This is a genomic window from Streptomyces sp. NPDC029152 (genome assembly GCF_055564355.1).
In genome coordinates this window covers 23,853-47,238 of record NZ_JBVHWR010000013.1, presented here as the reverse complement: position 1 = coordinate 47,238, position 23,386 = coordinate 23,853, and the positions used below count along the sequence as shown (strand labels likewise).

Below are 23,386 nucleotides of genomic sequence, written 5' to 3'. Positions count from 1 at the left end.
GGCCGGGGGACCGCCGGGAAACGGCCGGTAGACCGGTGGGCCCCGCGCGGCCGATACGCTAGGGGTGTGACGTTCCCGGTAGTCGGCATGGTCGGCGGGGGTCAGCTCGCTCGTATGACACACGAGTCGGGCATCCCGTTGGGCATCAGGTTCAAGCTTCTCAGTGACACCCCTCAGGATTCCGCTGCGCAGGTCGTCAGCGATGTCGTCATCGGCGACTATCGCGACCTCGACACGCTGCGCGCGTTCGCGAGGGGCTGCGACGTGATCACTTTCGATCACGAACATGTACCGACCGAGCATCTACGGGCTCTGGAGGCGGACGGCATCCCCGTGCGCCCCGGGCCCGACGCGCTGGTCCACGCCCAGGACAAGGGGGTGATGCGAGCGAAGCTCGTCGAGATCGGCGTGCCCTGTCCGCGGCACCGGATCGTGAGCGATCCGGCCGACGTGGCCGCCTTCGCGGCCGAGGGCGAAGGCTTCCCGGTCGTCCTCAAGACGGTCCGCGGCGGTTACGACGGCAAGGGCGTGTGGGTCGTCGGCTCCGTCGAGGAGGCCGCCGAGCCCTTCCGCGCCGGCGTGCCCGTGCTGGCGGAGGAGAAGGTCGACTTCGTCCGCGAGCTGGCCGCCAACGTCGTCCGCTCCCCGCACGGCCAGGCGGTGGCCTATCCCGTCGTCGAGTCCCGGCAGGTGGACGGCGTGTGCGACACGGTGATCGCGCCCGCCCCCGACCTGGACCGGGACCTCGCCCTGCGGGCCGAGGAGATGGCCCTCGGCATCGCCAAGGAACTCGGCGTCGTCGGCCACCTCGCCGTCGAGCTGTTCCAGACCCGCGACGGCCGCGTCCTGGTCAACGAGCTCGCGATGCGCCCGCACAACTCCGGCCACTGGACGATGGACGGCGCGATCACCTCGCAGTTCGCCAACCACGTCCGCGCCGTCCTCGACCTGCCGCTGGGCGACCCGCGCCCGCGCGCACCGTGGACGGTCATGGTCAACGTCCTCGGCGGCGACTACCCGGACATGTACTCCGCGTACCTGCACTGCATGGCCCGCGACCCCCAGCTGAAGATCCACATGTACGGCAAGGACGTGAAGCCCGGCCGCAAGGTCGGTCACGTGAACACCTACGGCGACGACCTGGACGACGTGCTGGAGCGCGCCCGCCACGCAGCCGGCTACCTGAGAGGCACCATCACCGAATGAGCCCTGTTGTTGGCATCGTCATGGGGTCGGACAGCGACTGGCCCGTCATGGAGGCCGCCGCCAAGGCCCTCGACGAGTTCGAGGTCGCCTACGAGGTCGACGTCGTCTCCGCGCACCGCATGCCGCACGAGATGATCGCCTACGGCGAGCAGGCCGCCGGCCGCGGGCTGAAGGCGATCATCGCGGGCGCGGGCGGCGCCGCCCACCTGCCCGGCATGCTCGCCTCGGTCACCCCGCTGCCGGTCATCGGCGTGCCGGTGCCGCTGAAGTACCTGGACGGCATGGACAGCCTGCTGTCCATCGTGCAGATGCCGGCCGGCGTCCCCGTCGCCACGGTCTCCGTCGGCGGCGCCCGCAACGCCGGCCTGCTGGCCGCCCGCATGCTCGCCGCCCACGACGAGGAGCTGCTCGCCCGGATGCGCGAGTTCCAGCAGGACCTCAACGACCAGGCCACCGAGAAGGGCAAGCGGCTGCGCAACAAGGTCGCGGGCTCCGCGGCCGGCTTCGGCTTCGGGAAGTGACGGAAGTGACGCGGATGACCTCGCTGGACCGGGCCCGGGAGCTGCTCGGTGAGTTCCCCGTCGTCGACGGCCACAACGACCTGCCCTGGGCCCTGCGCGAGCAGGTGCGCTACGACCTCGACACCCGTGACATCGCCGAGGACCAGTCCGCCCACCTGCACACCGACCTCGCCCGGCTGCGGGCCGGCGGCGTCGGCGCGCAGTACTGGTCGGTGTACGTCCGCTCGGACCTGCCGGGCGCGGTGACGGCGACGCTGGAGCAGGTCGACTGCGTACGGCGGCTGATCGCCCGCCACCCGAAGGACCTGCGCGCCGCGCTGACCGCCGCCGACATGGAGGCGGCCCGCGCGGAGGGCCGTATCGCGTCGCTGATGGGCGCCGAGGGCGGCCACTCCATCGACAACTCCCTCGCCGTGCTCCGGGCGCTGTACGCGCTCGGGGTGCGCTACATGACCCTCACGCACAACGACAACGTGGCGTGGGCGGACTCGGCGACCGACGAGCCCCGCGTCGGCGGTCTGTCGGCCTTCGGCCGCGAGGTCGTGCGGGAGATGAACCGCGAGGGCATGCTGGTCGACCTCTCGCACGTCGCCGCGACGACGATGCGGGACGCGCTGGACACCTCCGCCGCGCCGGTGATCTTCTCGCACTCCTCCGCCCGCGCCGTCTGCGACCACCCGCGCAACATCCCGGACGACGTGCTGGAGCGGCTGCCCGCCAACGGCGGCGTGGCGATGGTGACGTTCGTGCCGAAGTTCGTGCTCCAGGCCGCCGTGGACTGGACGGCCGCCGCCGACGAGAACATGCGCGCGCACGGCTTCCACCACCTCGACGCCGGCCCCGAGGCGATGAAGGTCCACCACGCCTTCGAGGAGCGCAACCCGCGCCCCGTCGCCACGGTCTCCACGGTCGCCGACCACCTCGACCACATGCGCGAGGTCGCCGGCGTCGACCACCTCGGCATCGGCGGCGACTACGACGGCACGCCCTTCACGCCGGCCGGCCTCGACGACGTCTCGGGCTACCCGAACCTCGTCGCCGAGCTGCTCGACCGCGGCTGGTCCCAGGCCGACCTGGCCAAGCTGACCTGGAAGAACGCGGTCCGGGTGCTGGGCGACGCCGAGGACGTGGCCCGCGGGCTTCAGGCGACGCGGGGGCCGTCCAACGCGACGCCGGCGGACCTGGACGGCTGAGCCGTCTCCTCGGGGAGGGCGGGGTAGTCGGTGTAGCCGGTCGCCCCGCCCACGTACATCAGGTAGCGCTCCCGCACCTGGTTCAGGGGTGCGCCCAGGCGCAGCCTGGTCACCAGGTCGGGGTTGGCGAGGAACGGCCTGCCGAGGGCGATGAGGTCGGCCCCGGCCTCGAGCAGCCGCGCGGACGCCGTCTCGATCGCCGGGCCGGAGATCTCCTCCAGCACCGGGTTGGCGACCAGCGTCCCCGGCCACCCGGCGCGGATCTTCCGGAACACCGGGGCCCCGGGGTCGGCGAAGACCAGGTGCAGGTAGGCGAGGCCCAGCCCGCCGAGCCGTTCGACGAGCGCCGGGTAGATCTCCTCCGTCTCGCCCTCCGCGATGCCGTTGACGGTGTTGCCGGGGGAGACCCTGAGCCCCACCCGGTCGGCCCCGATCCCGGCGGCCACGGCCTCGGTCACCTCGGCCGTGAACCGGATGCGCGCCTCCACGGAGCCGCCGTAGCCGTCCGTGCGCAGGTTGGTGTTGCGGGCCAGGAACTGGTGCAGGAGATGGCCGTTGGCGGAGTGCACCTCCACGCCCTCGAATCCGGCGTCGAGCGCGTTGCGGGCGGCCCGGGCGAAGTCGGCGACGGTGGTGCGGACGTCCTCGGCGGTCATCTCCCGGGGCACCACCGCCGGCCGGTGCCCGCCCGGCGTGAAGATCGTCTCGGGCAGCGGCACGGGCGAGGGCGCCACCGGCGTCAGTCCGCTGGTCGCGGGGTGCCCGACCCGGCCGCCGTGCTGGAGCTGGAGGAACATCCCGCCGCCCCCGGCCGCGCGCACCGCGTCGGTGACCCGCCGCCACCCCGCCACGTGCCGCGCGGTGTGGATCGCGGTGATGTTCGGGTAGGTCTGCCCGACCGCGTTCGGTGTCGCGGCCTCGGCGATGATCAGGCCGGCCGAGGCGCGCTGGGCGTAGTACTCGGCCATGAGCGGGGTGGGGGTGCCGTCGGCCTCGGCCCGGTTGCGGGTCAGCGGGGCCATCAGCAGGCGGTTGGCGAGGGTCAGGGGACCGAGGGACACGGGGGCGAGGAGTTCCGTGGAGTTCGTCATGCCCGTACGCTAGAACCTGACACTGATGTCAGAATCAAGTCCCGGACTCCACTCCCAGGGGGAGACGATGCGGATCGGCGAACTGTCCCGGCGCACCGGTGTCAGCGAACGCTCGCTGCGCTACTACGAGAAGCAGGGGCTGCTCGCGGCCGAGCGCACGCCCGGCGGGCACCGCGAGTACGCGGAGGCGGCCGTCGACCGGGTCATCCGCATCCAGGAGCTGTACGCGGCGGGGCTGTGCAGCAGCAAGATCGCCGATCTGCTGCCCTGCATGCGGGACGGGGACGGCGGCCCCTCGGCCGTCGCCACGCCGAAGCTGGTCGCCGACCTCACCGAGGAGCGCGCCCGCATCGACCGGACCATCACCGACCTGCTCCGCTCCCGGGACACCCTGGACGAGGTGATCGAGGCGGCCCGCGGCTGAGCGCGGGCCCCGGGCGCCCGTACCCCCGAACGCCCCACCCACCAGGAAGCCCCACCTGCTCCGTGTGACGGTGGCCGTAACGCACGACGACCGTACGGAGCCCCGTCATGGCAGACCTCCAGGACGACCTGCACACCGGTACCGAGGCCGGCGAGCTCGACGACCTGCCCGTGCCGCTGCCCGACGAGGCCTTCCCGCCCCAGCCCCACGCGCCCGCCTGCGACCCCGACGAAGAGCCGCTGGCCCGGGCCCGCGCCGTGCTGGCCGCCCACCCCGTCGCCGACGGCTGCTGCGGGCTGTCCCGGGCGCTCGAGCACCTGTCCTGGTACGACCTGGAGCTGGGCGAGAGCGGTGTCCGCACCGACGTGCCCCGGCTGCGCGAAGGGCACGTCGGCGCCCTGTTCTGGTCGCTGCACCCGCCCGAGGGCACCGACGGCGACCGGGCCGTCGGCGCCGCCCTGGAGCGGCTCGACCTGGTCAGGACGGTCGTCCGCGCCCACCCCGAGGGCCTCCGGCTGGCGTACGACGCCGGACAGCTCATCGACGCCCGCAACTGCGGCCGGGTCGCGGTGCTGCCCGGCCCCGCCACGGCCGCCGCGCTCGGCGACAGCCTCGGCATCCTGCGCTCCCTGCACGCCCTCGGCCTGCGGGTGCTCACGCTGACCGGCGCCTCCTGGGCGGGCGAGGCCGGGCTGACCCGGTTCGGCGAGGAGGTCGTCCGCGAGATGAACCGGCTCGGTGTCGTGGCCGACCTCTCCGGCGCCGGCGCCCGGACCGTCCGCCACGCCCTCGCCGTCTCCAAGGCGCCCGCGCTGTGCACCCGTTCCGCCGCCGGCGCCCTGCGCCCGCACCCGGCCAACCTCCCCGACGACCTGCTCGCCGAGCTGGGTGCGGCCGGGGGGCTGTGCATGGTGCCGCTGGCCGCCGAGCAGACCGGCCCGACCGTCCGCGACGTCGCCGACCACCTCGACCACGTCCGCACCGTCGCCGGTCCGCGCGGTGTCGGCCTCTCCGGCACCTACGACACCGGCGCCACCCCTCCGCAGGAGCTCGCTGACGCCTCCTGCTACCCCCGCCTCGTCGCCGAGCTGCTGCGCCGCGGCTGGGACGAGGCGGATGTCGCGCTGCTGACCTGGGGCAACGTGCAGCGCGTGCTGCGGGAAGCGGCCTTCACCGCCCGTGCGGCACAGCTGCGGCGCCGGCCGTCGAGCGCGACGATCGCCGCGCTCGACGGCTGAGCACCACGACGTCAGGCGTGCTCGATCCGGCACAGGCAGAACGGATGCCCCGCCGGATCGGCGTACACCATGAAGTCCTTCTTCTCCCGGTCCTCCAGGTCCAGCGGCCGGGCGCCCAGCGCGAGCACCTTCTCGTGCGCCGCGTCCATCTCCTCCCAGGTCGCCCCGCCGTCGAGGTCGAGGTGGAACTGCTGGGCGTCGCGGTCGGAGCGCGGCCACCGGGGCGGGGTGAGGTCCGGCACCCGCTGGAAGGCCAGGCGCGGCCCTCCGGGCACCTGGAGCACCACCCAGTCGGGGTCCTCCTCCTCGGGGGTGCCGCCCGCGACCTGCGCGTAGAAGCGGGCCAGCGCACGCGGGTCGGGACAGTCGACGACGACGGAACGGAAACGTGCCACGGGTGCCATGGGGTTCCTCCCGGTGTGGTGGGTGCGGTCAGCCGGCACAGAGGCAGAACGGGTGCCCGGCGGGATCGGCGTAGACGCGGAACGAGCGGGACCGGTCCTCGGCGTCCAGCGGACGGGCGCCGAGTTCCAGCACGGCCTTCTCGGCCGCGTCCAGGTCCTTCACGTCGAGGTCGAGGTGGAACTGCTGCGCGCCGTCGCTCCCGGGCCACTTCGGGGGTACGTGGTCGGGGGCGGCCTGGAAGGCCAGCGCCTTCCCGTCCGGCAGTTTCAGGTCGACCCACTCGTCCCGGCCGTCGTTCTGGACCTCGACGGTGCCGCCGAGCACGCCGGCGTAGAAGCGGGCCAGTGCGCGGGGGTCGGGGCAGTCCAGGACGACGACGCCGAGTTCGGCCACGGCCATGACTTCCTCCTTGAAGCCGGTGGTTACCTTCACGGTGCGGGTAACCGGTAACGGTTACTGCATGCTCCCCCATGGGAGGTAACGTCGCAAGCATGAGTGGGAGATCGCCCGCACCGGGCGGCCTGGAACTGGTCGAGGCCCTGGTGAACACGCTGGACCTGGAGACGGGCGCCGACTCGCTGGGCACGCCGGAGGGCCGGGCGCGCTTCGGCCTGACGGAGGACGAGGTGCCGCACGCGCGCGATCTGCGCGAGTCCCTGCGCGCGGCCCTGCTCGCGCACGCCGGCCACCCGCCGCACCGCGCGGTCGTCCCGCTCGGCGGGCTGCTGGCCGGGGCCCCGCTGGTCGTGGCGGTCGACGCGGCCGACGGCTCCGCCGCCCTCGTCCCCGCCCACGCCGGATCCCTGCTCGCCCGCGTCGCCGCCGCCGTCGCCGAGGCGCTGGTCGCCGGCACCTGGGGCCGCCTCAAGGCGTGCGAGGCCGCCGACTGTCACTGGGCGTACTACGACCGCAGCCCGGCCGGACGCGGACGCTGGTGCTCGATGCAGGTGTGCGGGGCGCGGGCCAAGATGCGCCGGTACCGCGCCAAGGAGGCGTGAGGCACAGGACGTTCACCGGACCGTGCGCGGCCCGGTGGGGCGGAACGCGGACGGTCGCCGGTCCGGCCGACCGAGCCCCGGCCGAACCGGCGCCCTCGCGCCGCGCGGCTGCCGGGCCCGGTCCGAACGGCACGCCTAGGCCGTCGGCCGGCCCATCGCCCGGTACGTCCACCCGGCCCGCCGCCAGGCCTGCGGGTCCAGGGCGTTGCGTCCGTCGAGGATCACCCGGGCCGCCACGGCCTCGCCCAGCGTCTCCGGGTCCAGCTCGCGGAACTCCCGCCACTCCGTCAGGTGCAGCACGGCGTCGGCGCCCCGCACCGCCTCCAGCGCCGAGCCGGCGTAGCCGAGCGTCGGGAACAGCCGCCGGGCGTTCTCCATGCCCTTCGGGTCGTACACCGTCACCTGCCCGCCCTGGAGGTGGATCTGCCCGGCGACGTTCAGCGCGGGCGAGTCCCGCACGTCGTCCGAGTCGGGCTTGAAGGTGGCGCCGAGCACCGCGACCCGCTTGCCCAGGAACGGGCCGCCGCCCAGCGCCTGCCGGGCCAGCTCGACCATCTGGCCGCGCTGGCGCATGTTGATGGAGTCGATCTCGCGCAGGAACGTCAGCGCCTGGTCGGCGCCCAGCTCACCGGCGCGCGCCATGAACGCCCGGATGTCCTTCGGCAGACAGCCGCCGCCGAAACCGATCCCGGCCCGCAGGAACTTCCGTCCGATCCGGTCGTCGTGCCCGATGGCCTCCGCCAGCTTGGCGACGTCGCCGTCGGCGGCCTCGCAGACCTCCGCCATCGCGTTGATGAAGGAGATCTTGGTGGCCAGGAAGGAGTTCGCGGCGGTCTTCACCAGCTCGGCCGTCGGGAAGTCGGTGACGACGAACGGCGAACCCCCGGCGATCGGCGTGGCGTACACCTCGCGCAGCAGCTTCTCGGCCCGCTCGCTGCGCACCCCCACCACGATCCGGTCCGGTCGCAGCGTGTCCTGGACGGCGAAGCCCTCGCGCAGGAACTCCGGGTTCCAGGCCAGCTCGGCGTCGTCGCCCGCCGGCGCGTGCTCGGCGAGGTAGGCGGCCAGCCGGTCGGCGGAGCCCACGGGCACGGTCGACTTGCCGACGACGAGGGCGGGGCCGCGCAGGTGCGGCGCGAGCGAGGCCAGCGCGGACTCGACGTACGACATGTCGCAGGCGTACTCGCCGTGCTTCTGCGGCGTGTTCACGCACAGGAAGTGCACGTCGCCGAAGGCCGCGGCCTCCGCGAAGTCGGTGGTGAAGCGCAGCCGGCCGGTGGACCCCTCGATCCCGGCGACGTGCCCGCGCAGCAGTTCCTCGAGACCCGGCTCGTACATCGGGACCTGGCCCCGCTGGAGCATCTCGATCTTCTCGGGCACCACGTCCAGGCCCAGCACCTCGAAACCGAGTTCGGCCATGGCCGCCGCGTGGGTCGCGCCGAGGTAGCCGGTGCCGATCACGGTGATCTTGAGGGCCATGGGTGCTCCAGGGGTGTACGGCTGAGGTGCGCGCCCGAGCATAGCCGGGGAGCCGGGGGGAGCCCTTGGGCGGCTGTCGTCAACCTCACCTATCCACGGACACGGGCGGCGTTCTAAAATTTGGGTTACTTAACGGTAGTTAGCGTGCCCAGCATCACAGCGTTTTGGAGCGTGAGAGACCTTGGCCGGATCGGCTGACTTCGACCTGTACCGCCCGTCCGAGGAGCACGACATGCTCCGCGACGCCGTCCGCGCGCTCGCCGAGGCGAAGATCGCGCCGCACGCCGCCGCGGTGGACGAGGAGGCCCGCTTCCCGCAGGAGGCCCTCGACGCCCTGACCGCGAACGACCTGCACGCCGTGCACGTCCCCGAGGAGTACGGCGGCGCGGGCGCCGACGCCCTCGCCACGGTGATCGTCATCGAGGAGGTGGCCCGTGTCTGCGCGTCCTCCTCCCTCATCCCCGCCGTGAACAAGCTCGGCTCGCTCCCGGTGATCCTCTCCGGCTCCGAGGAGCTGAAGAAGAAGTACATGACCCCGCTCGCCAAGGGCGACGGCATGTTCTCCTACTGCCTCTCCGAGCCCGACGCGGGCTCCGACGCGGCCGGCATGAAGACCAGGGCCGTGCGCGACGGCGACTTCTGGGTGCTGAACGGCGTCAAGCGCTGGATCACCAACGCGGGCGTCTCCGAGTACTACACGGTGATGGCCGTCACCGACCCGGCCAAGCGCTCGAAGGGCATCTCCGCGTTCGTCGTCGAGAAGTCCGACGAGGGCGTCTCCTTCGGGGCCCCGGAGAAGAAGCTCGGCATCAAGGGCTCCCCGACCCGCGAGGTCTACCTCGACAACGTCCGCATCCCCGCCGACCGCATGATCGGCGAGGAGGGCACCGGCTTCGCCACCGCGATGAAGACGCTGGACCACACCCGCATCACCATCGCCGCCCAGGCCCTCGGCATCGCCCAGGGCGCCCTCGACTACGCCAAGGGCTACGTCCAGGAGCGCAAGCAGTTCGGCAAGCCGATCGCCGACTTCCAGGGCATCCAGTTCATGCTCGCCGACATGGCCATGAAGATCTCGGCCGCCCGTGCCCTGACCTACCAGGCCGCCGCCGCCTCCGAGCGCGGCGACGCCGACCTCACCTACCTGGGCGCCGCCGCCAAGTGCTTCGCCTCGGACGTGGCGATGGAGGTCACCACGGACGCCGTCCAGCTGCTCGGCGGCTACGGCTACACCCGTGACTACCCGGTGGAGCGCATGATGCGCGACGCCAAGATCACGCAGATCTACGAGGGCACCAACCAGGTCCAGCGCATCGTCATGGCGCGCAACCTGCCGTAACGCCCCCCACGCGCGAAGGGCGCCCGGGACCGGAGTCCCGGGCGCCCTTCGGCGTACGCGGGGCGCTCAGTCGTCGAAGCCCTCCGCGATCCGGCGCTCCCGCAGTTCCATGATCGCCCGGCGGCGGGCCAGACGGTGGGTGCGGCGGATCTGGGCCTCCTGGTAGCGGCGCTTGTCCTTCTCGGTCTCGGGGATGACCGGCGGGACCGTGCGGGGCTTGCCGTCGGCGTCCACCGCGGCGAAGACCAGGTAGGCCGAGCCGACCTGGGTGGCGGGGGCGGACTCGTTCCAGCGTTCGGCGAGCACCCGGACGCCGACCTCCATGGAGGTGCGGCCGGTCCAGTTGACCTGGGCCTTCACATGGACGAGGTCGCCGACGCGGACCGGCTCGAGGAACGCCATCTCGTCCATGGACGCGGTCACGGCGGGACCGCCGGAGTGCCGTCCGGCCACGGCGCCCGCCGCGTCGTCCACCAGCTTCATGATCACTCCGCCGTGCACCGTGCCCAGCAGGTTGGTGTCGCTGTGGGTCATGATGTGGCTGAGGGTGGTGCGGGACGCCGAGGTCGGCTTGCCCGGGATCTCCGGGGCCGCCGACCGCGCGGCCGAGGCCTGTTCTGCCTGGTCTGTCATGACCTCCACCTTATGCCGGAGCGACGGGTGCCTTGTTTTGTGTCAGCTTCGCAACAGCGCCGACCCTATTTTCCGACGGCCCTTGTACGGCCCGTGGGGCGGACCGGCACACTGGTCCGCATGAATGATTGGCCCGAGGGGCGACCCGGTGACAGCCGCGCCGGCCGGTACGGACGCGGCAGCGCGAGCGCACGGCCCGAGAGCGCCCGCGTGATGCGTCAGGTCCGCCGCGGTGCGGTGCCGCCGCCCGGCCCGGGCCAGGCCGCCCCGCCGTACGGGGGCGGGGTGCCGCAGCAGCCGTCGTACGTCGACGGCCGGGGCCACGGCGGCCAGGACGGGTACGACAGCGGCTACAACACCGGCCAGGTCTACGGCAGCCCCGGCGGCCGCGGCCCCGCCGGGCCCGGCCCGGGCGGTCCGCGTCCCGCGCCGGACTGGCGGCGCCGGATCAAGTGGACGGCGATCACGGTGGTGACCGTCCTGGTCGTCACCACCGTCGGCACCTACTTCTGGGCCGACTCCAAGCTCAACCGCGAGGTCGACCTGTCCAAGGTCATCGACCGGCCCGAGGCCGGCGAGGGCACGAACTACCTGATCGTCGGTTCCGACAGCCGCGAGGGCATGACCGACGAGCAGAAGAAGGACCTGCACACCGGTTCCGCCGAGGGCAAGCGCACCGACTCGATGATGATCCTCCACACCGGGGACAACGGGTCGACGCTGGTCTCGCTGCCCCGCGACTCCGACGTGGAGATCCCGAGCTTCGTCGGCTCCGAGTCCGGCAAGAAGTACGAGGGCACGGGCCGGCACGTGAAGCTGAACGCCGCGTACGCGGAGGACGGCCCCGAGCTGCTGGTGCGCACCGTCGAGTTCAACACCGGGCTGCGCATCGACCACTACGTGGAGATCGGCTTCGCCGGTTTCGCGAACATCGTGGACGCGGTCGGCGGCGTCGAGATCGACATCCCGCAGGACATCAAGGACAAGAAGTCCGGCGCCGACCTCAAGAAGGGCAAGCAGACCCTGAACGGCGAGGAGGCCCTGGCCTTCGTCCGCACCCGGTACGCGCTGGCCGGCTCCGACCTGGACCGCACCAAGAACCAGCAGAAGTTCCTCTCCGCCCTGGCGGGCCAGGTGGCCACCCCGTCGACCGTGCTGAACCCGTTCGCGCTGTACCCGACCATGGGCGCGGGCCTGGACTCCCTCATCGTCGACAAGGACATGGGCCTGTTCGACCTGGCCGGGATGTTCTGGGCGATGAAGAGCGTCAGCGGCGGCGACGGCACGTCGATGAACATGCCCATCTCGGGCAGCGTGGGCGGCAACCTCAAGTGGGACGACGCCAAGGTGAAGAAGCTGGTGGAGCAGCTGAGGAACGACGACGAGGTCACCGTCTCCGGCACCTGAGGCCGCAGCCGGTCACCGCTTCCCGCACACCACCTCGTCGCCGCGCACCACCGCGCCCGACTCCTGCGGCGGGTCCGCCGGCCCCACCTTCACCACCTGCCGGAAGTCGGCGCCCGCGATCACCCTCAGCGTCGGCCCCTGGCCCGGGACCGGTCTGAGTTCACTGCCGGGCAGGGCGGCGGCCAGCGACTTCGCCGAGTTGTCCCAGCGGGGGTCGAAGGCGACCACGGTCCGCGCGACCGCGCGGTCGGCGGCGTTCACCGGCGCCCGGGTGGTGAGGAAGCCGGTCGCGGCCAGGGCGTCGTCCACGCGCCTGCCGAGCCCGGCGGTGTGCGTGCCGTTCTCCACCTGGACCCGGATCTGCCTCGGGTCGACCGGCACCCGTACCGGCGCCGGGCCCTCGGCCCCCGTGCCGTGCGGGGCCAGCGGCTCGTCCTCGCGCAGGGCGTCGAAGATCCGCTCCGACTCGGCGGGGTCCCACCTGAGGGTCGAGCCGACGCCCTCGACGGCGTAGCCCATCTGCCCGATCGGCACGGTGGTGAACTCGGACGAGGACGGCGAGAAGTTCCGCATCGCCCGCCCGAGGGCGATCAGCTCGTCGGTGCCGAAGCCCTCGTCGGCCCGTACCGAGCCCAGCACCGCCTGCGTGACGTCACGGAACTTGAGCGGGTTCAGCAGGAGCCCGGAGGAGGTCGCCCGGTCGATCAGCGCGGCCAGGAAGCGCTGCTGGCGCTTCATCCGGCTCAGGTCCGAGGCCCCGTCGAGGTGGCGGGCGCGGACGTACTGGAGGGCCTGTCCGCCGGTCAGCTCGTGGGTGCCGGCCGGCAGGTCGAGTCCGGTGTAGCTGTCCTTGAGCGGCTGGACGGTGCAGATCCGTACGCCGCCGAGGACGTCGACGGTCTTCATGAAACTGGTGAAGTCGACCTCCAGGTAGTGGTCGATCTTCACGCGGGTCATTCTCTCGACGGTGCCGACGGTCAGCTGGGGGCCGCCCTCGGCGTAGGCCGCGTTCAGCTTGATCGGGTGTCCCCGGTGGCGCTCGCCGGTCGTGCGGTCGGTGTGGTCGGGCGTCATGGCGTAGGAGTCGCGCGGCAGGCTGACCACGCTCGCCCGCTCCCGGTCCTCCGAGATGTGCACGATCATGATCGTGTCGGTGCAGTGGCAGGGGGCGCCGCCGAGCCGGTACTTCCGCCGCTCCTCCTCGCTGATGCGGTCGCGGCCGTCGGTGCCGACCAGCAGGACGTTCATGCCGCCGCCGCCCCGCGGACGGTTCTTCATGTCCCGGAAGGCGTCGACGCGGGCGATGTCGGCGCCCAGACCCGAGAGCACCGCGTGCCCGATCCCGGCGGAGGCGAGCACCACCACCGACAGCGCGGTCACCGCCCGCATGGCCCAGCGCGGCCTCTTCCTCCGTACGGCGGGCCCCGCGGGGCGGCGGGAGGGCCGCGGACGGGTGCGCTGCGGCGGGGGGCCGCCGTGTGGGGGCGATGCCGGAACCCTGGGGGAGCGGGGCGGCGTGGGCAAGGTGACACCTCCGCGGGGGCGGGGCCTGGGGCCGGACGTGGGATCCGTGAGCACCGTAGGCCCATACGATCTGCTGCCCGGGGCCGCGGCCCCCGCGGCGCGCACCCGTGTCCCCCGTTCGCGGTAACGTGAGCACCGATGAACGCCAAGTCCGACGTGCGGCCGCCCGCCGTTTCCGTGATCATGCCCGTCCTCAACGAGGAGCGGCACCTGCGCGGCGCCGTCCGCGCCATCCTCGCCCAGGAGTACGCCGGCGAGATGGAGGTCGTGATCGCCCTCGGTCCGTCCACGGACCGTACGGACGAGATCGCCGCCGAACTCGTCGCCGAGGACCCCCGCGTCCACACGGTGCCGAACCCGACCGGCCGTACGCCCGCCGCGCTGAACGCCGCGATCAAGGCCTCGCGCCATCCCGTCGTCGTCCGCGTCGACGGCCACGGCATGCTGTCGCCGAACTACATCGCCACGGCCGTACGGCTGCTGGAGGAGACCGGCGCGCAGAACGTGGGCGGCATCATGCACGCCGAGGGCGAGAACGCGTGGGAGGACGCCGTCGCCGCCGCGATGACGTCGAGGATCGGCGTGGGCAACGCCGCCTTCCACACGGGCGGCCAGGCGGGTCCGGCCGAGACGGTCTACCTGGGCGTGTTCCGCCGCGAGGCGCTGGAGCGGCAGGGCGGGTACAACGAGGAGTTCATACGCGCTCAGGACTGGGAGCTGAACTTCCGCATCCGTGAGGCCGGCGGCCTGATCTGGTTCTCGCCCGAGCTGAAGGTGTCCTACCGGCCCCGGCCCTCCGTGCGGGCGCTGGCCAAGCAGTACAAGGACTACGGCCGTTGGCGGCACGTCGTCGCGCGCTACCACTCCGGCTCCATCAACCTGCGCTACCTCGCCCCGCCGACCGCCGTGTGCGCGATCGCCGCCGGTGTCGTGGTGGGCGCGGCGCTGACCCCGTGGGGCTTCGTCGTACCCGGCGGCTACCTCGCCGCGATCGTCGCGGGATCGCTCCCGGCGGGCAAGGGGCTCGGGCTGAAGGCCCGGGCGCAGATCCCGGTGGCGCTGGCGACCATGCACATGTCGTGGGGCTTCGGCTTCCTCACCAGTCCGCGGTCGCTGGCGAAGCGGGTCATCGCCTCGCGGCGCCCGGCGGTCGTCGGCGCGGAGAGCGGGACGTGAGGACGGGGCCCGGCGCGTTGTCCGGGCCCCGCCGTGACGACGACGGACGTCGGCCGCGGTTCGTCGCGTTCCCCGAGCAGCACGCGCCGCCGTCCAGGTGGCTGCCGTACCGGTCGACGCGGGATCCCGCGGCCGGCCCGCGCACGGGCCCGGCGCAGTAGCGGTGGCAGCCGGTGTCCGTGACCCACGTGGACGACCCGGTACGCCGTGTCCTGGCGGTCGTCTCGGAACGGCCGGGTCGGTCGCAGCCCAGGGCGAAGCTCCACCACTCGTGGCCGGGGACCTCGGTGTGCGGGTGGACGCACGTGCCGGGCGCGTGGACGCAGACCGGCCCGGCGTACTTCGTGCAGGAGCCGCTGCCCTCGTACCGGCCGCCGCCGGCGGATCCGGACGGACCGGCCGCACCGCTCCGGGCCGTCGCGCCGGCGTCCGTGGCCAAGGGGGACGAGCGGAGCGAGCGCCGGGAGGACGGCGGCGGCGAGCTTCTTGCGCAGGGGCATGGCCTCCCGGGGTGGACGTCGGCGGCCATCGGGGCATCGAACCCATTTCCGGGATGTGTGTCGATGTGCCGATGACCGTTTTCCGTCCCGAGGAGGACCGGTTGCGCACGGTCGGCGCTTACCAGCGGTAAGGCTCGTACACGTCCATGCACTTGCCGGAGTCGGCGCCGTTGAGGGCGTCGCTGTTCTCGGGAAGCTCTCCGGCCTCGGGCGTCTTCTGTTTCGGGTAGGCCGTGCCCTCGCGCCAGTCGGCGCCGATGACCGCCGTGACTCCGGACACGTCCGTCGACTTCTTCACCGCGCTCACCGGGACGCCCAGCGCCTCGGCGACCCGCCGGGCATCGCCTTCCAGTTCGGCGCTCGGGTAGCGGATCACCGTCCTCTTCTCCGAGCCCGCCGCCGAGGTGTCCGTCGTCGCCTTGGTGAACCCCGCCCGCACCAGCGCCTGCGCGATCGTCGTCGCCCGGCCGCCGACCGGGCCGAGGGTGTCGGACCCGGTGGCGTTCTGCACCAGGACGCCGATCTCCGCGTCGGGTGCGGCGGAGCCCCCGGAGGGCTTTCGCGAGTCCTTCCCGCCGGCGGCCGTGTCCTCGGCGCCGCCGTTCTTGCCGCCCTTGCCGCCCTTGTCGTCGAAGGGGACGTCGTCGCGGAGCATCGCCCAGACCTTCTCGGCGTTCTCGCCGTCCGGCAGCCGGTGGTTCTCGTCCTGGAAGTCCTCGACGGTGGGCAGCGTCGTCATGGTGATGCGGTCCGCCGGCACCGTCTTCAGCTGCATCCCGAGGTCGTACAGCTTCTTGGGCGTGCCGATCTCCTCCGAGACCGCCAGGGACTCGGTGGCCGCCTCGGCCAGGTCCATCAGCCGGCCGGTGTCGGTGAAGACGTTCTGCTCCTTCAACGTGCGGATCATCGAGTTCATGTACATGTGCTGAGCCCGGGCCCGCATCAGGTCACTGCCCCAGGCGTGCCGGGTGCGCAGCCACTGCAGCGCCTGCTCGCCCTTCACCTTGTGCGGGCCGGCCGTCAGCTCCAGGCCCGAGCCGCCGGGCACTTGGGGGGTCGGGTGGTCCCGCACGTTCTGGTTCACGCACACCTCGACGCCGCCGACGGCGTCCGCCATCCGCACCACGCCCGCGAAGTCGATGGTCATCCAGTGGTCGATGTAGACACCGGTGAGGTTCTGCCAGGTGGCCAGGGTGCAGCCGGCACCGCCGCGGCCCAGTGACTCGTTGATGATCGTGTTGGTCGCCGGGTACGTCTTGCCGGTGTCCGGGTCCGTGCACTCGGGGATGTCCACCCGGGTGTCGCGCGGGATGCTGACCACCGACGCGCTCTCACGGTCCGCGGACAGGTGGATCAGCATCTGGACGTCGCCCAGCGGCGGGTTGTCGCGGTGGTCCTTGCCGCCGCCCAGCGCCACGTTCGCGTCGGAGGCGCGGCTGTCGGAGCCGATCAGCAGGATGTTCAGGGGGGTCTGCCCGGCCGCGTTCGGCTCGGTCTTGTGCGCCTTCGAGTCGCCGCTGTTGCGCTCGCCCTTCTCGATGTTGCCGTTCAGGTGCCGGTAGTAGAGGTATCCGGCGCCGGCCGTGCCGAGTATCAGGACCGCGAGCGTCGTCGCGGACCATCGGAGCGCACGGTGTCCGCGCCCTGGCCGCCGCCGCCCGGAGCGCCGGCCGCGCCCGTGTCCCGCACCTGTGCCGCCCCCGTCGCCCGTGCCCTCCTCGCCCGGGACGCTCTGCCGGGTGGCCCCCGCGCTCCGGCCGTGCCGGACGGCACCGCGCCTCGTCCCCTCCTCGCGCACACCACTCTGCGTCATGTCCCTCTCCCACCCTCGCGCCAGCCGGCAGGCTCGCGAACACCTGTCGTTCGCACAGTTGGACGCATGGAGCGCCCTGTTGGCTGTACGCCCGTCGCGACGGATTCATCCCGCCACGGCCGCCGGGTAAGACGCGAGTCCGGGCCGTCAGGTCACTTCGCGCACGGGACCTTGTCAGCCGTGGACCTCTCCACGCCCTCCGGAGCCTTTCCGGACACGGCGTCGGAGGCGGCCGGCTCGTGACGCGGGCCGTCGTCCGGAACCGCTCACGGCCGTGGCATGACCGGATCGAGAACGGAGATCCTCGCGCACGGGGGCGGCCGAACAGGCGGGAACGACGGCCGATGCATGCACCGCCGGTGTGGGGGTACCGGTACGGGGGCGGCCCCCCCGGCCGGGCCGCGGTCACCGCCAGGCGGATCCCGGAGCCCATGACGACCTGCACGTTCGCCGAGAACCGGTGGTTCTGCGAGGGCGCTTCGGCCGTGCGGTCGCGAACCCGCGCCTCTCGCCGCCGCGTTCCCGGGCCGCCCCCGGCGGGACCGGGAGAACGCGTCGTGGGCGGATGCGAGGCCGGCCGCTCGGTGGCCGGTGGACCGCCGTACCGCCGGGCGCTCGCGTGGCCCGTCAGGTCACTTCGCGCACTTGACCTGGTCCGCGGTGGTCTTCTGGGCCTCCTCGGGCGGCTTCCCGGAGGTGGCGTTGAGTTTGATGCCGGCTCCCTTGAAGTCCTTGCCGAGGGTGAGGGTCATGGTGGGCAGGCCCTGGGAGTTGGTGACGCTCTCGCCGGGCTTCATGGCCGCGCCGGACAGGCCGAGTATCTCGGCGAGCGCGCGGGCCTGGTCGGCCTGGTCGGGGGCGTACTCGAGGGTCGTCCTGGCCAGGTCCGCGGGCGCGTTGCCCGCGTTCTCGGACTTGGTGACGCCGGCCTCGGTCTGGAGGTAGGCGAGTTCCTTCTGGGCGCTGCCGGCCGGTGCGCCGCCGTTGAGGACGCGGACGCGGACCTCGGAGGGCTCGGACTTCTCGCCCTTGAGGCGGGCCGCGACGGCGGCGGCCTCCTTCTTCTCCTTCTGCTTGACCTCGGTGAAGGAGATGTCGTTCCTGACCATGTCGAAGACCTGCTGGGCGGGCGCCTCCTGGAGCACGACCGTCACCGGGGTCTTCTCGGCGGGGTTGTCCTTCACCGGCACCGTGGCGAAGGTGAGGTTCTTGGTGTTGAGCTTGCCCAGCTCCAGACCGAGGTCCTTCAGCTTGCCGATGCTGTCCAGCTTGGAGTCGACGGTCAGCGCCTCGGTGCCCGCCTCCGCCAGCTTCACCATCTTCGACGGACTGGTGAGCGTGTCGTTCGACTTCAGCTTGCGCATCAGCGAGCCGAGGAACTGCTGCTGGATCTGAATGCGGCTCAGGTCGCCGCCGAAACCCACCGAGTGGCGGGTGCGCACGAAGGCCAGCGCCTGCTCGCCCTCGATCGTGCGTTTGCCCGCCGGCAGGTTCAGGTGCGAGTCGGGGTCGTTGATGTCCTTCGCCAGGCACACCTCGACCCCGCCGACCGCGCTGGTCAGCGTCTTGACCGCGTTGAAGTCGGCGACCATGAAGTTGTCGGGGGTGATCCCGGTCAGCTCGGTGACGGTCCGCATGGTGCAGCTGGGCGTACGGCCGTCCTGGCCGAGGCTCATGTTGAAGCGGGCGCCGGTGGAGCCGGGGATGACCTTCTTCGTCCCGTCGTCCTGCGTGGTCGGGCAGTCGGGGATGTCGACGATCAGGTCGCGGGGGATGCTGAGCGCGGTCGCGTTGGAACGGTCCTTGGACACGTGGAGCAGGATCGTGGTGTCGGCGTGGCCGACGCTGCCGCTGTCGCCGTAGCCCTCGTTGCCGTCGCCGGTGCGCTTGTCGGTGCCGATCAGCAGGATGTTGATGGCCTGGTCCTTCTGGAAGCCACCGGTGCTCGCGCCGTCGTCGGCGACGGACTTGATGTTGTCGTTGAGGTGCTCCAGGTAGAGGTACCCGGCCCCCGCGGCACCGAGGACGACGAACGCCATGGTGCCGCCGGACCACATCAGGACCTTCTTGCCCGTCGACTTCTTCTTCGCCGGCCGCCGACGACCGCGCTGCCCGGGCGGCGGCTCCTCGCGGGCCGGGCGGCGCCGGCGCGAAGCCGGGGCCTCCCGCTCCGGGGCGTCCGCGGGCGCGGACGCCCGCTCGGAGCCGTGGCCGCGAGCCGGTCCGGACGCGTCCGGACCGCCGTGAGCGGCTCCACGAGGTCCCGGGACCGTCGACTGCGGTGCGGAAGGGGTCAGTCGCAGTTCGTATTCGCCGGTGTCCGGGTTGAATACCCACTGGTCTGCGGGGTCGATGTCCTCCGCCCGCCCACGGCCTTGCGCGTCCACGGTCTCCCAATCCTCCGTCGGGACCACGCGGCGCCTTCCGCTCCAGGCGCCCGGTCTCGGTCACTCGGTGCCGCGACCCCAGGACGGAACCTCTGGCCGGCACACCGGATCGCTCACACTAACCGCCCCATTCGGCGCGCGGCGACGCGCGTGACGCATTCCATGGACCTTACAAGCGGGCAATCCATCCTTTTTCCTGGATAAGTGTCTGTCGTTCCGCGCCGGTCCCGGGTACGCCCCGTGCCGCCCGGGGTTTCCTAGTCGCAGTCGTCCTCGCCCGCGGTGCTGCCGCTGAACGTCGGATCCGGTGAACCGCCCCCGGGTTCACGCGCGACCGCGGGACCGGACCCGTTCCCGCCCCCCGTCCTGCGTCCGTCCGGTGCCGCGACGGCCACCGGTTCGTCCGTCCGCAGACGGGCGAACAGCTTCTCGGCGTCGGGCTGTGCGAGCTGGTCGCGATCGGCGTCGCGCGCGTACGGCTCACGGGGGACGGTCAGGAACCGCACCCGTTCGGCGGGGATCTTCCGCAGGCCGCGCGCGAGGTCGTACACGCCCCGCAGGCTCGCCAGACCCGGGTCGGTCGTCAGGGACGACGTGGCCGCGTCCAGTACGGGATAGAGCTTCACCGGGTTCAGCAGCACGTCGTTGCTCTGCACCTTGTCGACGAGCGCCCCGAGGAAACGCTGCTGCCGCTCCATCCGGCCGGTGTCACTGCCGTTGCCGAGCGACTTGCGGGCCCGGACGTAGCCGAGGGCCTGCTCCCCGTCGAGCGTCACCCGGCCGGCGGGCAGCCTCAGCCGGGCGTCCTCGTCGTCGACCGGTTCGCTCAGGCACACCCCGACACCGCCGAGCGCGTCGACCATCTTCTTGAAGCCCTGGAAGTCGACGACCACGTGGTGGTCGATCCGAACACCGGTCAGCTTCTCCGCCGTGCGGATGGTGCACGCCGAACCGCCCGCCTCGAAGGCGTAGTTGAACCGGGCGAACACCGGCTCGGTGCGGGATCCGTCCCGGCGGTGGCAGCCGGGCACGTCCACCATCAGGTCGCGGGGGACCGAGACGGCGGTGGCGCTGTCCCGGCCGGCCGCGAGGTGCAGCAGGATCGTGGTGTCCGACCGCGCGGTCCCGGTGTCCCGCCCGTAGCGTCCGTTGCCGTCTCCGGAGCGCGAGTCCGACCCGATCACCAGCACGTTCTGCGCGCCGCGGACCAGCGGGGTGGGCCGCTCCCTCTCGTACCGGGCGAGCTCGGCCGCCGCCGCCTCGTCGGCGGTGATGTTCCCGCTCAGCTCGGCGTACACCGTCCATCCGACGCCCACGGCCGCGACGCCGAGCACGGCGGCCGTGACGCCCGCGTACCGCAGCCGGCGCCGCCGGCGGCGCCGCAGTCCGTCCCCGGTCGCGGACGCCCCCGGGGTCCCGGCTCCGCCGGAGGACGTGCCTGCGCTGTCGCTCACGTCTGCCTCAACCCCTCGTGCCCTACGAGCGTGCCCTGCGTGCGCGCACTCCCCCGATCATGACCCGGGCCCCCGCGAACCCCCGGCCCCGACTGGGCCGAACGGGTCTCCCGCAAAGGCCGGGCCGCCTCGCCCGCGTGCGGCCGCGCCGACGTGGCCGCGCCTCACCCCCGCTCGCGGTTCACCGTGCCGTGGCCGACACCCGTTCCGTCTCGATCCGCTGATCCACCACGCCGTCCCCCGCCTGCTCCAGGTGGCGGCACAGCACCACCGACCCACCCGACGCCAACGGCCCGTACAACCCCGCGTTCAGCCCCTCCCACGTGTCGTACGGCAACCCCGACAGAATCCGCGCCCCCGGCCCCATGAGCCCCAGCTCCGACGCCTCCGCCCGGGCCCGCTCCACGATCTCCGCCCCGCTGAACTCCCGCCCGGCCACGATCAGCGCCGGCGCCTCCGGGTCCACCGGCGCGTACGGCACGAACCGGTCGCCCTGCCCGGGTACTTCCACCGCGTAATCGGCGAAGCCCTCCGGCGCGGCCGGCACGAACCGCCCCCCGAGCGGCCGCAGCGCCAGCGCGATCCGCGGCCCCGAGCACGCCCGCGCCGCCTCCAGCGACCGGGGCTCCGGCCCGCTCACCACCACGTCCGCCGCCGCCGGGTCACCGGCCACGTCGGCGACGACACCCACCGAGGCGCACGCCAGCAGCCACACCGCCGTCTGCCAGTGCGCGGGCAGCAGCAGCGCGACCCGGTCACCGGGTTCGACGGACAGTTCGTCCTGGAGCAGATTGGCGGTCTTGGCCACCCAATTGGCGAAGGTGGCCACGGAGAGTTCGACGCGTTCGCCGGTGGCGTCGTCGTAGAAGGTCACCAGGGGGCGTCCCGGGTCCGCGGCGAGCGCGGAACTCAGCAGGTCGGCAGGGGTGCGGTCGGTCGCGTTCACCCGCGCAAGCGTACGCGGGCCCGAAGGCGGGGTCCGGGCGGACGGGGCACACCGCCACCACCGGATCGGGCGAAAGAACCCTACGACCCGTCACATTCCGTATGGACAGATTTGTCCGGCCGTGTCCAGGATCAGGGGCATGCATGGATTCCTCACTTCCTCCATAGGCGTCACCTGCGCGGCCGCACTGGCCCTCCCGCTCACCGCCGCGCCCGCGACGGCGACCGCCAAAAGAGCGGCACCGGCCGGGGCGTACGTCCCCGGCAGCACCCAGTCGCTGCCGCTCACGTCCCTCGCGGGCGACCGTGCCTCCACCGCCCCCGGCACCGCCGAACAGGGCGTCCCCCGCCGGGACACACGGCGTTTCTCCCTCGTCGGCGTCGTCTGGGACGACCCGGCCACCGAACTGCACGGCCGTGTCCAGGTCCGCACCCGCGCCACCGCCACCGGCGCCTGGTCCGACTGGCAGGACCTCGAGACGCACAACACCGACCACGCCGCCGACCCGGGCACCGCCGAAAGCGCGCCGGGCCGCGTGCGCGGCGCCACCGCACCGCTGTGGGTGGGTGACTCGGACGGCGTGGAGGTGCGGGTGAGCGCGGCGCACGAGGACGGTGCCGCCTCCGCCACGTCCCCGCTCCCCACCGGCCTGCGCCTCGAACTCGTCGATCCCGGTGACGCCGCCCCGCCGCTACCCCCCGCGGACGGGACAACCCCCAACGAGGGCCCCCGCACCACCGCCCTGACCGCCGGGACCGCCGGACCCGCCGGGGCCGCCGAACCCGCCGAACCCGCTGAGGCCGCAGAACCCGCCGAACCCGCCGAGGCCGCCGAGGCCCTCGGGTCCGTCGAGTCCAGCGAGGTCTTCGCGACCGTCGAGGGACTCGACGCCTCCGCCGCCAACGCCGGCCTCGCGCCCCTGGGCGCCACCGAGACCCCGGCCCTGAGCCGGGACCGGACCGAGAAGGAACTCCTCGCCCTCGGCACCCTGACGGAACAGCAGAAGGCCAAGCCGTACGTCGGTCCGCGTCCGAGCATCACCACGCGCCGCGGCTGGGGCGCGGACGAGAAGCTGCGCGAGAAGAAGTTCGTGTACACGAAGAAGGTCAAGGCCGCCTTCGTGCACCACTCGGCCACCGGCAACAACTACCGCTGCTCGCAGGCCCCGTCGGTCGTTCGCAGTATCTACCGCTACCACGTCAAGAGCATGGGGTGGCGGGACATCGGCTACAACTTCCTCGTCGACAAGTGCGGAAAGATCTACGAGGGCCGGGCCGGGGGAGTGGCGAAGCCGGTACTGGGTGCCCACACCATGGGGTTCAACTCCGACAGCATGGGAATCGCGGTCCTCGGCACCTACGGCTCGAAGAAACCGTCGTCCGCCGCGGTCAAGGCCGTCGCCCGGCTCACCGCGTGGAAGCTCGGTCTCCACGGCATGAACCCACGCGGCAAGACATACCTGAAGTCCGGTGGTGGCAACCTCTACCGAAAAGGCAGGAACGTACGACTGAACGTCATCTCGGGCCACCGCGACGGCTTCGCCACGAGCTGTCCCGGCAAGCAGCTCTACGGCAAGCTCGGCACGGTCCGTTCCTCGGCGGCGAAGTACCAGGGCCGCTGAGGAAGCACCACCGCACGGTCATCGACGGCGC

General features: G+C 72.6%; 20 protein-coding genes. 10 read left to right on the top strand and 10 right to left on the bottom strand.

What is annotated here, in order from left to right; genetic code table 11:
- The first annotated feature begins 66 nt into the window (after positions 1 to 66).
- Genes ACZ4V6_RS25770 through ACZ4V6_RS25760 form a run of 3 tightly spaced genes read left to right on the top strand, consistent with a single transcriptional unit; the run spans position 67 to position 2,920 of the window.
- Positions 67 to 1,206, top strand: a complete 1,140-nt coding sequence (locus ACZ4V6_RS25770; RefSeq protein WP_467831696.1) for a 5-(carboxyamino)imidazole ribonucleotide synthase — start codon at positions 67 to 69, stop codon at positions 1,204 to 1,206.
- The gene (purE, locus tag ACZ4V6_RS25765; protein WP_467831693.1) at positions 1,203 to 1,727 is read left to right on the top strand and encodes a 5-(carboxyamino)imidazole ribonucleotide mutase; all 525 of its coding nucleotides are present in this window, start codon (positions 1,203 to 1,205) and stop codon (positions 1,725 to 1,727) included. The genes ACZ4V6_RS25770 and purE overlap by 4 nt, the downstream gene beginning before the upstream one ends.
- Positions 1,728 to 1,741: 14 nt before the next feature.
- Positions 1,742 to 2,920: a dipeptidase gene (locus ACZ4V6_RS25760; RefSeq protein ID WP_467832009.1), complete on the top strand. Its 1,179-nt coding sequence runs from the start codon at positions 1,742 to 1,744 to the stop codon at positions 2,918 to 2,920.
- Here ACZ4V6_RS25760 and ACZ4V6_RS25755 read toward each other — a convergent pair.
- Entirely contained in the window at positions 2,869 to 4,011 is a 1,143-nt protein-coding gene (locus ACZ4V6_RS25755; RefSeq protein WP_467831690.1) for an alkene reductase, read from the bottom strand. The two genes, ACZ4V6_RS25760 and ACZ4V6_RS25755, sit on opposite strands and share 52 nt — an antisense overlap.
- Positions 4,012 to 4,078: 67 nt before the next feature.
- On the opposite strand from ACZ4V6_RS25755, the gene ACZ4V6_RS25750 reads away from it, so the two are divergent.
- Together ACZ4V6_RS25750 and ACZ4V6_RS25745 are read left to right on the top strand one after the other, a co-directional pair.
- Positions 4,079 to 4,435, top strand: coding sequence for a MerR family transcriptional regulator (locus tag ACZ4V6_RS25750; protein WP_467832007.1), 357 nt, complete (start codon positions 4,079 to 4,081; stop codon positions 4,433 to 4,435).
- Between the two features lie 107 nt (positions 4,436 to 4,542).
- Positions 4,543 to 5,673, top strand: a complete 1,131-nt coding sequence (locus ACZ4V6_RS25745) for a dipeptidase (protein WP_467831687.1) — start codon at positions 4,543 to 4,545, stop codon at positions 5,671 to 5,673.
- Between the two features lie 11 nt (positions 5,674 to 5,684).
- Here ACZ4V6_RS25745 and ACZ4V6_RS25740 read toward each other — a convergent pair whose 3' ends face one another.
- Together ACZ4V6_RS25740 and ACZ4V6_RS25735 are read right to left on the bottom strand one after the other, a co-directional pair.
- Complete coding sequence (locus ACZ4V6_RS25740) at positions 5,685 to 6,077, bottom strand: VOC family protein (protein ID WP_467831684.1); 393 nt, start codon at positions 6,075 to 6,077, stop codon at positions 5,685 to 5,687.
- Between the two features lie 28 nt (positions 6,078 to 6,105).
- Positions 6,106 to 6,477: a VOC family protein gene (locus ACZ4V6_RS25735; protein WP_467832004.1), complete on the bottom strand. Its 372-nt coding sequence runs from the start codon at positions 6,475 to 6,477 to the stop codon at positions 6,106 to 6,108.
- A gap of 92 nt (positions 6,478 to 6,569) precedes the next feature.
- On the opposite strand from ACZ4V6_RS25735, the gene ACZ4V6_RS25730 reads away from it, so the two are divergent.
- Positions 6,570 to 7,076, top strand: coding sequence for a CGNR zinc finger domain-containing protein (locus ACZ4V6_RS25730; protein ID WP_467831681.1), 507 nt, complete (start codon positions 6,570 to 6,572; stop codon positions 7,074 to 7,076).
- Between the two features lie 135 nt (positions 7,077 to 7,211).
- Here ACZ4V6_RS25730 and ACZ4V6_RS25725 read toward each other — a convergent pair whose 3' ends face one another.
- Entirely contained in the window at positions 7,212 to 8,555 is a 1,344-nt protein-coding gene (locus tag ACZ4V6_RS25725; protein ID WP_467831679.1) for a UDP-glucose dehydrogenase family protein, read from the bottom strand.
- A gap of 181 nt (positions 8,556 to 8,736) precedes the next feature.
- Here ACZ4V6_RS25725 and ACZ4V6_RS25720 point away from each other — a divergent pair, with 181 nt between their 5' ends.
- Positions 8,737 to 9,894 carry an acyl-CoA dehydrogenase gene (locus ACZ4V6_RS25720; RefSeq protein WP_467831676.1) on the top strand — a complete coding sequence of 386 codons (1,158 nt, stop codon included), beginning with the start codon at positions 8,737 to 8,739 and terminating at the stop codon, positions 9,892 to 9,894.
- 66 nt (positions 9,895 to 9,960) lie between these two features.
- Here ACZ4V6_RS25720 and ACZ4V6_RS25715 read toward each other — a convergent pair whose 3' ends face one another.
- Entirely contained in the window at positions 9,961 to 10,527 is a 567-nt protein-coding gene (locus tag ACZ4V6_RS25715; protein ID WP_467831674.1) for an acyl-CoA thioesterase, read from the bottom strand.
- 120 nt (positions 10,528 to 10,647) lie between these two features.
- Between ACZ4V6_RS25715 and ACZ4V6_RS25710 the strand changes: the two genes are divergently transcribed.
- Positions 10,648 to 11,934, top strand: a complete 1,287-nt coding sequence (locus ACZ4V6_RS25710) for an LCP family protein (protein WP_467831670.1) — start codon at positions 10,648 to 10,650, stop codon at positions 11,932 to 11,934.
- 12 nt (positions 11,935 to 11,946) lie between these two features.
- Here ACZ4V6_RS25710 and ACZ4V6_RS25705 read toward each other — a convergent pair whose 3' ends face one another.
- A complete protein-coding gene (locus ACZ4V6_RS25705; RefSeq protein WP_467831667.1) occupies positions 11,947 to 13,458 on the bottom strand; it encodes an LCP family protein in 1,512 nt (503 codons plus the stop codon).
- A 138-nt stretch (positions 13,459 to 13,596) separates the two neighbouring features.
- Here ACZ4V6_RS25705 and ACZ4V6_RS25700 point away from each other — a divergent pair, with 138 nt between their 5' ends.
- Positions 13,597 to 14,634, top strand: coding sequence for a glycosyltransferase family 2 protein (locus ACZ4V6_RS25700; RefSeq protein ID WP_467831665.1), 1,038 nt, complete (start codon positions 13,597 to 13,599; stop codon positions 14,632 to 14,634).
- Positions 14,635 to 15,252: 618 nt separating this feature from the next.
- Here ACZ4V6_RS25700 and ACZ4V6_RS25695 read toward each other — a convergent pair.
- The 4 genes from ACZ4V6_RS25695 to ACZ4V6_RS25680 all read right to left on the bottom strand — a co-directional run bounded on the left by ACZ4V6_RS25695 (position 15,253) and on the right by ACZ4V6_RS25680 (position 21,734).
- Positions 15,253 to 16,947 carry an LCP family protein gene (locus tag ACZ4V6_RS25695; RefSeq protein ID WP_467831663.1) on the bottom strand — a complete coding sequence of 565 codons (1,695 nt, stop codon included), beginning with the start codon at positions 16,945 to 16,947 and terminating at the stop codon, positions 15,253 to 15,255.
- A gap of 632 nt (positions 16,948 to 17,579) precedes the next feature.
- Positions 17,580 to 19,334, bottom strand: coding sequence for an LCP family protein (locus ACZ4V6_RS25690; protein WP_467831660.1), 1,755 nt, complete (start codon positions 19,332 to 19,334; stop codon positions 17,580 to 17,582).
- A 257-nt stretch (positions 19,335 to 19,591) separates the two neighbouring features.
- Complete coding sequence (locus ACZ4V6_RS25685; RefSeq protein ID WP_467831657.1) at positions 19,592 to 20,788, bottom strand: LCP family protein; 1,197 nt, start codon at positions 20,786 to 20,788, stop codon at positions 19,592 to 19,594.
- Between the two features lie 181 nt (positions 20,789 to 20,969).
- A complete protein-coding gene (locus ACZ4V6_RS25680) occupies positions 20,970 to 21,734 on the bottom strand; it encodes a TIGR03089 family protein (protein ID WP_467831654.1) in 765 nt (254 codons plus the stop codon).
- 139 nt (positions 21,735 to 21,873) lie between these two features.
- On the opposite strand from ACZ4V6_RS25680, the gene ACZ4V6_RS25675 reads away from it, so the two are divergent.
- Positions 21,874 to 23,355, top strand: a complete 1,482-nt coding sequence (locus ACZ4V6_RS25675; RefSeq protein WP_467831652.1) for a peptidoglycan recognition protein family protein — start codon at positions 21,874 to 21,876, stop codon at positions 23,353 to 23,355.
- The last annotated feature ends 31 nt before the right edge of the window (positions 23,356 to 23,386 follow it).

Bases quoted from the DNA above. Each gene is read 5' to 3' on its own strand.
- ACZ4V6_RS25750 (WP_467832007.1), top strand. From the start codon at position 4,079: ATGCGGATCGGCGAACTGTCCCGGCGCACCGGTGTCAGCGAACGCTCG.
- ACZ4V6_RS25735 (WP_467832004.1), bottom strand. From the start codon at position 6,477: ATGGCCGTGGCCGAACTCGGCGTCGTCGTCCTGGACTGCCCCGACCCC.
- ACZ4V6_RS25675 (WP_467831652.1), top strand. From the start codon at position 21,874: ATGCATGGATTCCTCACTTCCTCCATAGGCGTCACCTGCGCGGCCGCA.
- ACZ4V6_RS25700 (WP_467831665.1), top strand. From the start codon at position 13,597: ATGAACGCCAAGTCCGACGTGCGGCCGCCCGCCGTTTCCGTGATCATG.
- purE (WP_467831693.1), top strand. From the start codon at position 1,203: ATGAGCCCTGTTGTTGGCATCGTCATGGGGTCGGACAGCGACTGGCCC.
- ACZ4V6_RS25745 (WP_467831687.1), top strand. From the start codon at position 4,543: ATGGCAGACCTCCAGGACGACCTGCACACCGGTACCGAGGCCGGCGAG.
- ACZ4V6_RS25710 (WP_467831670.1), top strand. From the start codon at position 10,648: ATGAATGATTGGCCCGAGGGGCGACCCGGTGACAGCCGCGCCGGCCGG.
- ACZ4V6_RS25730 (WP_467831681.1), top strand. From the start codon at position 6,570: ATGAGTGGGAGATCGCCCGCACCGGGCGGCCTGGAACTGGTCGAGGCC.
- ACZ4V6_RS25715 (WP_467831674.1), bottom strand. From the start codon at position 10,527: ATGACAGACCAGGCAGAACAGGCCTCGGCCGCGCGGTCGGCGGCCCCG.
- ACZ4V6_RS25740 (WP_467831684.1), bottom strand. From the start codon at position 6,077: ATGGCACCCGTGGCACGTTTCCGTTCCGTCGTCGTCGACTGTCCCGAC.
- ACZ4V6_RS25760 (WP_467832009.1), top strand. From the start codon at position 1,742: ATGACCTCGCTGGACCGGGCCCGGGAGCTGCTCGGTGAGTTCCCCGTC.
- ACZ4V6_RS25695 (WP_467831663.1), bottom strand. From the start codon at position 16,947: ATGACGCAGAGTGGTGTGCGCGAGGAGGGGACGAGGCGCGGTGCCGTC.
- ACZ4V6_RS25725 (WP_467831679.1), bottom strand. From the start codon at position 8,555: ATGGCCCTCAAGATCACCGTGATCGGCACCGGCTACCTCGGCGCGACC.
- ACZ4V6_RS25755 (WP_467831690.1), bottom strand. From the start codon at position 4,011: ATGACGAACTCCACGGAACTCCTCGCCCCCGTGTCCCTCGGTCCCCTG.